Source organism: Mesorhizobium sp. USDA 4775 (genome assembly GCF_054062655.1).
The window spans coordinates 2,003,474-2,016,432 of sequence record NZ_JBSSFM010000001.1; the positions used below are offsets into that span (position 1 = coordinate 2,003,474).

Below are 12,959 nucleotides of genomic sequence, written 5' to 3' on the forward strand. Positions count from 1 at the left end.
TGAGATGCATCTGCTGTTCGCCACATCGATCGTGCCCGACGGCGCTCTCGCCTCGGGCTACGAGATCGCCAATGCTGCGATCATCGCTGCGTTGCGGCGGGCCGGCGCGCGCGTCACGGTCATCGGTTTCACCTGGCCCGGGAAGGCCGCGGCCGACCCGGAAAACACCGTTGTGCTGGGTGCGATCGACGTGCGCACGGAAAGCGCCTCGGCGCCGCAAAAGCTCGCTTGGGTCGGCAAGGCGATGCTGTCGGGCCTTACCTTCGCCTCGGTCAAGCTGCGTGCGGTATCCGAGCACGAAGTGCAGGCCGCTCTCGAACAGGCCGGGCCGTTCGATGGCTATGTGCTGAATTCCGTCCAGTTCGCCGGCGCCTTCGAAAAGCTCTTTGAAGACAAGCCTTCGATCTTCGTCGCCCACAATGTCGAGCATCTCTCGGCGCGGGAGAACGCGGCTGCTGCCGCCGGCCCCTTCCAGCGCCTGCTGTTCCGCCGCGAGGCAAGGCTGCTCAAGGTCGTGGAAGAGCGTCTCTGCCGCCGCGCACGCTATGTCTTCACGCTGGCCGAGGAAGACCGGGCGGCACTCGGTGTCGCCGCCGCCGACCGATCGGCGGTGCTGCCGCTGGTGACCGGCGCCGAGGCGCCAACCCGGAACGGCCCGCGCCGGATTGAATGCGACGCTGCCCTCATAGGCACCTGGACCTGGCAGCCGAACCGCATTGGCCTTGACTGGTTCCTGGGCAAGGTGGTGCCGCAACTGCGGCCCGATTTCCGCATCCGCATCGCCGGCCACGTGCCTTCGGGCGTCACCTCGGCGCATCCGGGCGTCGAGTTTGTCGGCCGTGTCCCGGATGCCAGGGCGTTCGTGTGCGGCGCGGCCGTCGTCCCGCTGATCAGCACCGCCGGCAGCGGCGTGCAGCTGAAGACCATCGAGACCTTCGAACTCGGCCTGCCTTCGGTCGCCACCAGCCGCTCATTGCGCGGCATCGACCATCGCCCCGACAATTGCGTCGTCACCGACGATCCGGCCGGCTTCGCCAGGGCCCTGGAGGCCGCGGCCGCCGATATCAGGGACGTCGATGGCGGCGCGTTCCGTCATCGGCAGGTCAAGGCGCTGGATGTCGCCATCCGGCATGGCTTGGAAAAACTCGGGGCCGTCAGGCAGGAGGTGTTTGCATGAATATGCACACCGCCCGCGCGGCCTTCGGGCTCGACAGCTTGAAGAGGATCCTCGGCATCTCCGTGCTCGCCATCCGCTGGGACGATGCCATCGCCCTGCTTGCCCGCCTGATTGCCGAGCGGCGCTTCACCAAGGTCAGTTTCCTCAACGCCCACAATGCCAACATCGCCTATTCAGACCCGGTCTTCGCCGAGGCGCTCGACGATTTCCTCATCCTGCCGGACGGCATCGGCGTCGATCTCGCCGCGCAGCTTCTCTATGGCGCGCCCTTTCCGGACAATCTTAACGGCACCGATTTCGTGCCGGCCTTCCTGCAGGCCTCGACGCGGCCGCTGACCGTCGGCCTGCTTGGCGCGACGCGTGTCAACGCCGAGGCGGCGTCGGTCAAGCTCGCGGCCCTTGCCGTGCAGCACAATTTCGTGGTCATTCATGACGGCTATTTCTCCGCCGCGCAGGAGCCGGAGATCATTGGCCGGATCGCGGCGCTGCGGCCCGATATGCTGCTGGTCGCCATGGGCGTGCCCCGCCAGGAACTGTGGATCGCCCGCCACATCGACGAACGCCACTGCACGATGCCGGTCGCGGTCGGCGCACTGCTCGATTTCCTGAGTGGCTCGGTGCCCCGCGCGCCGCTGTGGATGCGCCGCATGCGCCTGGAATGGCTGTTCCGGCTGGCGGTCGAGCCGGGCCGGCTCTGGCGCCGCTACGTCGTCGGCAATCCGGTGTTCCTGTGGCGGGTCGTCAAGCAGAGATGGTCGCGCGGCGCCGAAACGGCCGGAGAGCTCCGTTGAACAAAAGGTTCGTTCCAGACGCTCTCGTCGGCCCGGGCCTGTTGCCGGAGACGCCGACGGCGGCGGTGGTGACGGCGAGCTACGCGCCGGATTTCGAGCGCTGCCGCATGTTGTGCGAAACGCTTGACCGGCATGTTTCCGGCGCCGCGCACCACTACATCCTGGTCGAACACCGCGACGTCGCGCTTTTCCGGCAGCTGGAGACCAACCGGCGCACAGTTGTCGACGAGCGTGACCTGCTGCCGCGCTGGCTGCGCGCTTTCGACGATCCGCTTAGCCTGTTCCGCCGGCGTGTCTGGTTCAGCCTGAAGACGCAGCCGCTGCGTGGCTGGCACGTGCAGCAGCTGCGCCGCATTGCCATCGCGGCGCATGCCCGGGAAGACGTTCTGGTCTTCTGCGATTCCGACGTCGCTTTCCTGAAGGCCTTCGACTGCGGCGCCTTCTGGCGCGACGGCAAGGCGCGGCTGTTCCGCCGCGACGGCGTGCTTGCCGATGACGGTCACGACGAGCATCGCATCTGGTCGCGCAATGCGGGTTCCGCGCTCGGCATCGACCCGTCGCGCGCGTCGGCCCACGACTATATCTCGACGCTGATCGCCTGGCGCCGCGACACCGTGCTTGCCATGTGCGGCCAGATCGAGGAGGCCCATGGCCGCGCCTGGGTCGAGGTGGTCGGCTCGGCGCGCAGATTCTCCGAATGCATGATCTATGGTCGCTATGTCGACGATCTGCAGGACGGTGCCGGCCACTTCCACGGTTCTGAGGAATTCTGCCGCGTCCACTGGACGGGAGAGGCCTTATCGGACGACGAGTTTCGCCGCTTCGTTGCCGGCATGGCGCCGCAGCAGGTGGCGATCGGCATGCAATCCTTCATCGGCACCGATATCGGCCGCATCCGTCGTCTGATCGGGCTGGGTTAGGCTGAGCAGGAATTCAGGTCAGGACGAGCCGAAAACAGTGGCTTCCGAGAACCGGAGCGGAGCGTACTACTGTACGTGAGCACCGGAAGCGCAGGGAGCCGCTGTTTGCAGGCCGGCCTCACCTGAATTCAGATCGCTTTCGCCGGCCTGCGCAGCGCCGAATAGGTCAGCAGCATCGAGGCGAGATAGAGCAGCAGGAAGACGATGTTGAGCGACAGCACCAGCGTTGACGTATCGGTGATGGTGGTTAGCACATAGGTCAAAAGCAGCGCCTTCAGGGCGGCTAACAAGCCGAGATTGAGCGCCCGCACCGCCGTCTGGCCGCGCGCGAACAGAAGCTCCGCCTGGTATTCGACCAGATTGCGCAATCCCGGAACGCAGATTGCCAGCGCCACCAGCGGCGCGGCCTCGGAGACGTTCCTGCCGAGGGCGTTGGGGAAGAAATGCAGCACGATGCCGAGCGCCAGCAGCGCCAGCGTCGAAACCAGGAACACGCCGCCTTCTATGCCGCTCTTGACCGCCAGCCGCGACAACAGGTCCGGCGCGCGCATCATGCGTTGTACCAGCATCATCGAGAAGGTGCGGATCGGGATCGCGGTCAGGTCGACCAGCCGCATGATGATGGCATAGATGCCGGCCAGATGCGGGCCGCCGATCGCCAGCACCAGCAGCTTGTCGAATTCCGATTGCAGGTAGAACAACACTTCCGCGCCGGCGACGTAGATGGAATCGGCAAGCCGCCTGAGATAGAGCTCGATGCGCAGCCGCAGTCTTTGGCGCGGATAGAACCAGCCGAAAGCCAGAACCAGCGAGGCGGCGTTGGCGCCGATATAGAACCACGACCAAGCCCAGATGCTGTGTTGCGCCGAGACCATGAACAGCACCGCGCCAAGCGCCCGCAGTGCCGTCGCCATGATCGCCAGGATCGCAGCGCGGCCGAACTTGCCCAACCCGTTGTTGACGATCAGCGCCACCTCGACCGGCCGCCACAACAGCGCTTCGGCAAACACGATCGCCGAAAACACCGACAGCGGCACGGTGCCGGCGAAGAAGATCAGGTAGACCCCGAACGAGGCCAGCGTCAGGAGCGGCAGCGAAACGACGCCGAGCAGCAGGAAGCCGGCCGTGAAGGTGCCGATCAGATTGGGGCGGATGGTGGCGGTGCGGTAGAGCGCCGAGATGAAACCGAAGGCCAGGATCCGCGACAGCATCACGCCGGCCGCCGAAGCGGTGGCGAACATACCGAATTCGGAGATCGACAAAGTGTTGGCAAGGGCGATGAAATAGGCCAGCGAAAACACCAGTCGCCCGCCGGCGCCGCTGATCGCCGAAAAATAGTCGCGCACCAGCCCCCGTCGCTCGGCCACGAAAGTGCCGATCCGGGCGAAAGTGCGCCTTTGCGGTATGCCGCGAGCTTCGGTCATGTGCCGGGAAGCCATAGGCGGGAAAGCTTAACGTGCCGTTCTGAGGCCCGAAGGCGCTGAAATTCCGGCACTTGAGGTTATGGAAAGCTTACACGCCGGCCTGCCGAAATTAACCTTTTGTTTCCTATGCTTGTTTAGCGTGGCTTAACGAATAGCCGACCGCCGCTGCCCAGCGGCCAAAGAGTGAAGCTCCAAGACAATGGTCGACAGGGAAAACCGTGAAGACTGGAGGCGCGAGCGTTCGTTGCTGGCGCTCGGCCAGGCCATGCGCGGTGAGGACGACGCATCCCTGGTCTCGATAGGCGATCGCGCGGATTCGGCATGGCGCGAGGATGCCGCCACGCGCCATCGCCTTGCCCGTTCACGGCGCGAAGCGCGGACGAACCCAACGCCGTCCGCCGCCGCCGGAACAGAACGCTTGCGGCCAGAGCGGGAAGCGGCTGCACAAGACGACGCCTGGCGCTCGCAAGAGGACGCCGACAATCTGCAGCCGGCCATGCCGGATTCAAGGCAGTCCGCTGAAGAACCTTCCGGCAGCACTCGCTCGCATGACACGGCCGGATCCCGCCAGGCAGGCGAGGCCAATGCATCCTTTGACGATCGCAGGGACGATCAACAGTGGAAGCCGCTGATCGATCCGATGCAGGTCGTGCGTGGCATTGCCAGGTCGAAACTGCTGATCATCACCACCACCCTGATCGGTGCCGGGCTCGGCATCGCGATCGCGCTGTCGACACCGAAGAAATACGAATCGATGACCGAATTGGTCGTCGATCCGCGCGACCTGAAACTTTCGGACCGTGACCTCACCCAGATGGCGGTTGTTCCTGACGCGACACTCGTCAATGTCGAAAACCAGATCAGGTTGCTGACCTCGGGCACGGTGCTGGGCAAGGTCGTCAACAAGCTCAATCTCGCCGACGATCCGGAGTTCAATGGCCAAGGCTCGGGCGGCCTGGGCGCCATGTCACTGATCCGCTCGATCCTGTTGCGCCACGACGGACCAGGCGGTGCCGATGAACCGCGTCGCCTGTCCCTTGCCGTCGGCAATCTGGCTGAAAGCCTTTCGGTCGAGCGCGCGGGCAAGACCTCCACGATCATGATCGGCGTCACCACCCAGAACGCCCAGAAATCGGCGCGCATCGCGGAAACGATGACGGATGTCTTTCTGCAGACCTCGGGTGAATTTCAATCCCTCACCGCCGGCCGGGCCAACAACGAATTGACGGCAAAACTCGAGGAGATGCGCAAAAGCGTCGAGGCGGCCGAGCGCAAGGTCGAGGATTTCAGGGCCACGCACGACCTTGTCGACGCGCAGGGCCACCTGATCAGCGATGATCAGATGCTCAAGGTCAACGAGCAACTGTCGGTTGCTCGCGCGCGTACGGCGGAACTGAACGCCCGCGCTGCCTCCGCCCGCTCGATCAATGTCAATTCGGTGCTTGGCGGTACTTTGCCGGAAGAAATCAATTCCAACACGATGAGCGATCTGCGCGCGCAATATGCCACGCTCAAGCAGGAGGCCGATCGTGCCGCGGTCCGGCTGGGTCCGCGCCATCCCGAACTCCAGGCGCTCAACGCGCAGCTGGCCGGCGCACGCGATCGCATTGCCGCGGAACTCAGCCGCATCGCCTCGTCGCTGCAGGTTGACCTGAAACGCTCGATCCAGGTCCAACAGGACCTTTCGTCCCAACTGGCGCAGATGAAGGTCCGAAGCGGCGACGTCAACAGCGACCTGGTCTCGATGCGCGAACTGGAACGCGACGCCGCGGCCAAGCGCTCGGTCTATGAACAATATCTTCTGCGCGCCAAGGAGATTGGCGAGCAGAAGGGTATCAATACCGCCAATATGACCGTCATCTCGCCGCCCTCCATTCCGCTCGAGCCGAACGGTCCATCGCGGGTCGTGATGGCGCTTGCCGGCCTGTTCCTGGGCTTTGCCTCCGGTGTTGGTCTCGGTGCCATGCGCGGCGCCTATGAAAGCCTGCGCAAGACCGCCACATCGCGCTCGTGCCGCGACCGCAAGGCGCCTGTCGAAGACCAGGCATTCCGGGCAGCACCGCCGCCCGCGTCGCCAATGCCGGCAGCGCCCGTGCCGCCGGTGCCACCCCCGCCACCAGCACCGCCACCGCCCTTGGCACAGGCCGAAGCCGCTCCCGCCAAGCGGCCCGGGCGGGTCGCCGCGCTCATGGCGAAATTGCGCAATGCTCTGTCCCGCAAGCCATCCACTGAGGCGGACGATGACAGCGGATTCGCCGCCTTTGGCGACAAGGCGCGGCCGGCGGATGCTGCTATGCCCTCCGGCTTCCCGAATCCGGATGCCGCCTTCATGCCGCGGTCGTCGGACTACTCGCGGCCGCCTTTCCCGCCAGGCTTCGATGCCACCTATTCCCAGCCGATGGGACCGCCGTCACGGTCGCCCCTGATGCCGCCACTGCCGATCTATCCGGCTCCGCCGCCCCCTGCATTACAGGCCGGCTCGATGCAGCCCTGGCAGGCGCCGCCGCCTGCAGGTTACCCCTATACCCAAGCCATGGCGCCCTATGCCGGGCACATGCCGTATCCGCCGCAGCCCGCGCCGCCGCAGCCACCGGCCTATCCACCGCAGCCATCGGTGGAGCCTTCGCCGGTTGAGGAAGGCGCCGAACAGGCGCCGATCGAGGAAATTCGTGCCAGCCTGCGCGAATTCCGCGAGGCGGTCCGCGAACTCACCGAGAGCCGCGCCCGCCGCCGCTACTTCTGAGCCACAAGATACATCACCGAGGCCGAATAAAACCCTCCCGGTTTTCGCGTAAACGGCATTGGACGGCGCTTTGACGGGATTGCGTGCCGGAATTTTCGTGACAATGCCGCACTGCATGTTGCCGGCGCCGGGACATCGCGTCTCGAAAGCGGCGTTGCGCGAAACAGGGTTGAGGATGGTTCATGGCCGAAGTGATTGACGGAAAGAGCGTTGCCGAGGATGTGGTGCGGACGGTCAAGGCGTTGACCGCCGAGCTGGTCGCCAAGGGCAACGCCAAGCCTGGTCTGGCCGTGGTCATCGTCGGCGAGGATCCGGCCAGCCAGGTCTATGTCGCTTCCAAGTCGCGCACGGCCAAGGAATGCGGCTTTCATTCGCTCCAGCACACGCTGCCGGCCGAGACTTCCCAAGAGGCGTTGCTCAAGATCATCGCTGACCTCAACGCCGATCCGGCCATCAACGGCATCCTGGTGCAGCTGCCGCTGCCCGCCCATATCGACGCCGGCAAGATCATCCAGGCGATTGCGCCTCAGAAGGATGTCGACGGCTTCCATTTCATCAATGTCGGCAAGCTCGGCACGGGCGAGCTCGACACGGCCTTCGTTCCCTGCACGCCGGCCGGCTCTATGCTTCTGATCGAGCGCGTGCGCGGCAAGGACCTGTCCGGCCTCAACGCCGTCGTCGTCGGCCGCTCCAACATTGTCGGCAAGCCGATGGCCAATCTGCTGCTTGCCGCCAACTGCACCGTCACCATCGCCCACAGCCGCACCAAGGACCTGCCGGCGCTTGCCCGCACGGCAGACATCCTGGTCGCCGCCGTCGGCCGGCCGGAAATGATCAAGGGGGATTGGGTGAAGCCGGGCGCCACCGTCATCGATGTCGGTATCAACCGCATTCCCGCGCCGGAGAAGGGCGAGGGCAAGTCGCGCCTCGTCGGCGATGTCGCCTATGCCGAGGCGGCCAAGCAAGCCGGCGCCATCACGCCGGTGCCCGGCGGTGTCGGGCCGATGACCATTGCCATGCTGATGGCCAATACGTTAGCTTCTGCCTACCTTGCGGCCGGATTGAAGCGGCCCTCTTTCTGAGCCCGGGTTGACCCTGAAAGCGCCAGTTTTGCCGAACCCCACCATTTCCCCGGAACGGCCGGTCACGACTGATCCCGTTCAAGGTGGCCGGCAGTTCGCCTTCCTGCTGGTCGACAAGTTTTCCATGTTCTCGTTGGCCGCGGCGATCGACACGTTCCGGTCGGCGAACCGTCTGCTCGGCCGCGATTTCTATGGCTGGACCACGGTGTCGGCCGATGGCGATCCGGTGATGGCGTCCAACGGCCTGCCTCTCAAGATCGACTATGCCGTCGCCGACCTGCCGCCGGTCGACATCCTCTTCGTTTCGGTAGGGCTGACAACCGAATTTCCCGGCAAGAGCAAGGTTCTGGCGGCGTTGCGCAGCTGGGGCCGGCGCGGCAACGCGCTCGGAGCACTGTCGGTCGGGTCCTACCTATTGGCCGAGGCCGGCCAGCTCGACGGTTACCGCTGCACCATCCATTGGGAAAACCGCGCCGGCTTCATGGAGCGCTTCCCCGACATCAACTGCACCGGCAATGTCTTCGAGATCGACCGCAAGCGCTACACCTGCGCCGGCGGCACGACCTCGATCGATTTGATGCTGGAGATCGTGCGCGGCGATTTCGGCTCGAACCTCGCCAATGGCGTCGCCAACCAGTTCCAGCACGAGCGCATCCGCTCGGCCGGCGACCGCCAGCGCGTCGGGCCGGAACGCGATCTGACCGGCAAGTCGGAGAAGCTGAGGCGCATCGTCGAGCTGATGGCCGACCATCTCGACGAGCCGCTCTCGGCGGTGCAACTCGCCAAATCGGCCGGCCTTTCGGTGCGCCAGGTCGAGCGTCTGTTCCTGCGCCACCTCAACGTCACGCCGGGCCGCTACTACATGCGGTTGCGGCTGGAGCGGGCGCGCGAATTGCTGCGCCAGACCAACATGCCGATCCTCGACGTGGCGATCGCGACCGGCTTCACCTCGCACTCCTATTTCGCCCAGAGCTACCGGCTGCAGTTCGGCAGGCCGCCTTCGGAAGAGCGCCGCACCACCTACTGAGCCGGGGCTTCGGTCTGGCTCCAAGACGCCTGCTGCTCGGGCGATCCTGCCGCATGAACGCTTTTTTCCCCGCCCAGAGGCCTGAGCGACACGGCCGCGCCGGGCTTGTGTCCTAACGCCGCCTCAAATAGCTTCCCTGTGCGGATTAGGGGGCTAACTCAGGAGATTTCGATGGCGGTATTTGCGCGGAGCTTCGCTGCGGCGATCCTCCTTTTGTCGATGACGACGTTCGGCTTTGCCGCAAACAAGGTCATCATCATTCTTGATGCTTCCGGCTCGATGTGGGCGCAGATCGACGGCAAGCCCAAGCTCGAAATCGCCAGGGAATCTCTGAGGACCGTGCTTCAATCGGTTCCCGCCGACGACGAGATCGGCTTCATGGCCTACGGCCATCGCGAAAAAGGCAGCTGCGAGGACATTCAGCTGATCGTGCCGCCTCAGGCAGGCTCGGCAAGCGCCATCACGGATGCCGCCGACAGTCTGAAATTCCTTGGCAAGACGCCGTTGACGGCGGCCGTCAAGCAGGCGGCGGAAGCGCTGAAATACACCGAGGACAAGGCAACCGTCGTCCTGATCACCGATGGGCTCGAAACCTGCGGCGGCGACCCCTGTGCACTGGGCAAGGAACTCAAGGCATCCGGCGTCGACTTCACCGCCGATGTCGTCGGCTTCGGATTGACAGCCGACGAGGGCAAGCAGATCGCGTGCCTGGCTGAAAACACCGGCGGCAAATACATCCAGGCCTCCGATGAGAAGGCGTTGCAGGAAGCCTTGGTCGAAACCGTCGCTGCCCCGGCGCCGGCACCCGCGCCTGAACCGGCTCCCGCACCGGCGCCTGCGCCGAAAGCCGCCGAGGTCGACTACAACCTCATCCCGCAAGCGTTCTTGAAAGAGGGCGGCGAGGTGCCGAAGATCGACGTCTACTATGAAGTCTTTCCGGACGATGCCAAAGGTGTCGGTGGAGACCATGTCAATGACGGCTACAATGCTGTCAAATTCCACGTTCCCGCTGGCAACTACATCGTCGTCGCCTCGAGCGGCGGCGCCAAGGCCGAGCAGAAGGTCACGCTGACGGCGGACAAGGCAACAGAGCTTTCGCTCAATCTAAACGCCGCCGAGCTCTCCATCCACGCCCGGCCGGCGCCAGGCGCCGATGTCGACCGCAATGCGCAGATCAGCATCGCCTATCCCGGCGGCACGTCGGACAGCAACTATGGCGAGGTCAAGTTCGTCGTTCCGGCCGGCGAGACCAAGGTCACCGTGAAGCTGGGAGCCGGCGAGGCAAGCGAAACCATGCAGCTTGCCGCCGGCCAGGTCGTCGACAAGGACATGATCGTCGGCGTCGGCAAGGCCAAGGCAAACGCCTTCTACACAAAGGGCGGCGAGAAGGCCGAAACCGATGTGGGTTGGAAGGTGTACAAGGCGGCCAAGAAGCTTGATGGCAGCCGCGATCAGGTGACTTACGCCTACGGCCCCGACAGCCAGTTCGATCTGCCTCCGGGCGACTATGTGATCGGTGTCGACGTGCAGGCCGTGTCCACGGAACAGGCCTTTCAGCGTGACGGTCGGGCAGATGACCGATGTCAACGTGACGCTGAACGCGGGCGTCCTGGCCGTCGACGCGCCAGGCGCGGATGGCTTCAAGATCTACGAGGCCAAGAAGAACATCCAGGGCGAACGCAAGCAGGTGACCTACGCCTATGGCGAAAAGATGCAGTCCACGCTGGCGGCGGGCGACTACGTGCTCGTGACCAACTTCACCACAGACAAGGCCGACAAGGAGACGCCCTTCACGGTCAAGGCCGGCGAGCGGAGTGAACTCAAAGTCGAGTAGCATCCGGCAGGACAAACAAAAAAGGGCGGCTCAAGGCCGCCCTTTTCTTTTGGAAGCCAGGAATATCAGGCGGTTCCGAAGGCGCTGGCGCCATGGTCGGCACGGCCCACCAGCTGCCGGAAGCCGGCGAAAAGCTCGCGGCCGAAGCCGAACTCGTTGCCGATGAGGTCGGCTTCGGCGGTGCGGCGCATCGCGAACTCGTTTCCCGGCACCAGCACCTCCAGCGTTCCGGCATCGGCGTCGAGGCGGATGATGTCGCCGTCATGGATCCGGGCGATCGGCCCGTCCTCGACGGCTTCCGGCGTCACATGGATCGCCGCTGGGACCTTGCCGGAAGCGCCCGACATGCGCCCGTCTGTCACCAGCGCGACGCGCTGGCCTCGGTCCTGCAGGATGCCGAGCACGGTGGTCAGCTTGTGCAGTTCCGGCATGCCATTGGCCTTCGGACCCTGGAAGCGGATGACGGCGATGAAGTCGCCGGTGAGCGTGCCGGCCTTGAACGCATCGTTCAGGCCCTGCTGGCTGTCGAACACCTTGGCCGGCGCCTCGATGAGGCGTCGTTCCGGCTTGACGGCGGAGGTCTTGATGACGGCATGGCCGAGATTACCCGCCAGCACTTTCAGGCCGCCTGTCGGCTGGAACGCCTTGCTGAACGGCGCCAGCACCTTTTCGTCGCCGCTGGCCTGCGGCGAGGCCTCGCGCACCACAGAGCCGTCGGCACCGAGCTTTGCCTCGACCGCATAGGGCCGCAGGCCTTCGCCCCACACCGTCTGCACATCCTCGTGCAACACGCCTTCGTCAAGCAGTTCGCGGATCAGGAAGCCGAGCCCGCCGGCGGCATGGAAATGGTTCACGTCGGCAAGCCCGTTCGGATAGACGCGGGCCAGAAGCGGCACCGCTTCCGAGAGGTCGGAAATATCCTGCCAGGTCAGTGCGATGCCGGCTGCCGCCGCCATGGCGATCAGGTGGATGGTATGATTGGTCGAGCCGCCGGTGGCATGCAGGCCGACGACGCCGTTGACGATGGACCGCTCGTCGATCATCCGCCCGACCGGCGTATAGGCATTGCCGAGCGCGGTGATGGCGAGGGCCCGCTTCGTCGCTTCGCGGGTTAGCGCATCACGCAACGGCGTGCCGGGATTGACGAAGGAGGCGCCGGGCGTGTGCAGGCCCATGATCTCCATCAGCATCTGGTTGGAGTTCGCCGTGCCGTAGAAGGTGCAGGTGCCCGGCCCGTGGTAGGATTTGGACTCGGCTTCCAGCAGTTCGGCGCGCCCCGCCTTGCCCTCGGCATAAAGCTGGCGGACCTTGGCCTTCTCGTCGTTGGGAAGCCCGGTCGTCATCGGTCCGGCCGGGATGAACACCGCCGGCAGATGGCCGAAGGTCAGCGCCGCGATCACCAATCCCGGTACGATCTTGTCGCAGACGCCGAGAAAGACGGCGGCGTCGAACATGTTGTGCGACAGGCCGACCGCCGCCGACATGGCGATCACGTCGCGCGAGAACAGCGACAATTCCATGCCGGGCTGGCCCTGCGTGACGCCGTCGCACATCGCCGGCACGCCACCGGCCACCTGGGCGATGCCGCCGGCCTCGCGCGCGGCCTCCTTGATCAGGGCAGGGAAGGTTTCGAAGGGCTGATGCGCCGACAGCATGTCGTTGTAGGAGGTGATGATGCCGAGATTGGGCACCTTGTCGGCGCCGAGCGCCAGCTTCTCCGAGGGGCTGCACACCGCAAAGCCGTGGGCGAGGTTGCCGCAGGATAGAACCGACCGGTTGGCGGTCTGGTTCGACGCTTCGGCGATACGGCCGAGATAGCGCTCGCGGCCCGCCTTCGAACGTTGGCGGATGCGCTCCGTGATGGCTTCGATGTCGCGTCTTGCGGTCATGGCGGTCGGTCCTTTCAGGCGAGGTCCCGGAAACATCCTCCCGCCGTTGCCGGGACCACTAAATATAAGAAA

9 protein-coding genes are annotated in these 12,959 nt (G+C 65.0%); 7 read left to right on the top strand and 2 right to left on the bottom strand.

The genetic code is table 11. From position 1 onward, the window contains the following. The first annotated feature begins 4 nt into the window (after window positions 1–4). From ACVILI_RS09745 to ACVILI_RS09755, 3 genes are read left to right on the top strand one after another with little or no spacing between them, the layout of a single operon-like run. Window positions 5–1,177: a glycosyltransferase family 4 protein gene (locus ACVILI_RS09745; protein WP_038644613.1), complete on the top strand. Its 1,173-nt coding sequence runs from the start codon at window positions 5–7 to the stop codon at window positions 1,175–1,177. After that, window positions 1,174–1,968, top strand: coding sequence for a WecB/TagA/CpsF family glycosyltransferase (locus tag ACVILI_RS09750; RefSeq protein ID WP_019860344.1), 795 nt, complete (start codon window positions 1,174–1,176; stop codon window positions 1,966–1,968). The genes ACVILI_RS09745 and ACVILI_RS09750 overlap by 4 nt, the downstream gene beginning before the upstream one ends. Next, window positions 1,965–2,888 carry a DUF6492 family protein gene (locus ACVILI_RS09755; RefSeq protein WP_038644615.1) on the top strand — a complete coding sequence of 308 codons (924 nt, stop codon included), beginning with the start codon at window positions 1,965–1,967 and terminating at the stop codon, window positions 2,886–2,888. The genes ACVILI_RS09750 and ACVILI_RS09755 overlap by 4 nt, the downstream gene beginning before the upstream one ends. A gap of 128 nt (window positions 2,889–3,016) precedes the next feature. Here the strand turns inward: ACVILI_RS09755 and ACVILI_RS09760 are convergent, their stop codons facing one another. Beyond that, window positions 3,017–4,312 carry a lipopolysaccharide biosynthesis protein gene (locus ACVILI_RS09760; protein ID WP_038644617.1) on the bottom strand — a complete coding sequence of 432 codons (1,296 nt, stop codon included), beginning with the start codon at window positions 4,310–4,312 and terminating at the stop codon, window positions 3,017–3,019. Between the two features lie 199 nt (window positions 4,313–4,511). Between ACVILI_RS09760 and ACVILI_RS09765 the strand changes: the two genes are divergently transcribed. The 4 genes from ACVILI_RS09765 to ACVILI_RS09780 all read left to right on the top strand — a co-directional run bounded on the left by ACVILI_RS09765 (window position 4,512) and on the right by ACVILI_RS09780 (window position 10,982). Next, window positions 4,512–7,055: a GumC family protein gene (locus ACVILI_RS09765; protein ID WP_457102421.1), complete on the top strand. Its 2,544-nt coding sequence runs from the start codon at window positions 4,512–4,514 to the stop codon at window positions 7,053–7,055. A 182-nt stretch (window positions 7,056–7,237) separates the two neighbouring features. After that, window positions 7,238–8,137 carry a bifunctional methylenetetrahydrofolate dehydrogenase/methenyltetrahydrofolate cyclohydrolase FolD gene (gene folD / locus ACVILI_RS09770; protein ID WP_038644621.1) on the top strand — a complete coding sequence of 300 codons (900 nt, stop codon included), beginning with the start codon at window positions 7,238–7,240 and terminating at the stop codon, window positions 8,135–8,137. A 28-nt stretch (window positions 8,138–8,165) separates the two neighbouring features. Next, entirely contained in the window at window positions 8,166–9,164 is a 999-nt protein-coding gene (locus tag ACVILI_RS09775) for a GlxA family transcriptional regulator (protein ID WP_032920700.1), read from the top strand. A 171-nt stretch (window positions 9,165–9,335) separates the two neighbouring features. Continuing rightward, complete coding sequence (locus tag ACVILI_RS09780) at window positions 9,336–10,982, top strand: vWA domain-containing protein (protein ID WP_457102422.1); 1,647 nt, start codon at window positions 9,336–9,338, stop codon at window positions 10,980–10,982. An 81-nt stretch (window positions 10,983–11,063) separates the two neighbouring features. On the opposite strand, the gene edd is transcribed toward ACVILI_RS09780, so the two are convergent. Further along, window positions 11,064–12,887: a phosphogluconate dehydratase gene (edd, locus tag ACVILI_RS09785; RefSeq protein WP_038652111.1), complete on the bottom strand. Its 1,824-nt coding sequence runs from the start codon at window positions 12,885–12,887 to the stop codon at window positions 11,064–11,066. Window positions 12,888–12,959 lie beyond the last annotated feature (72 nt).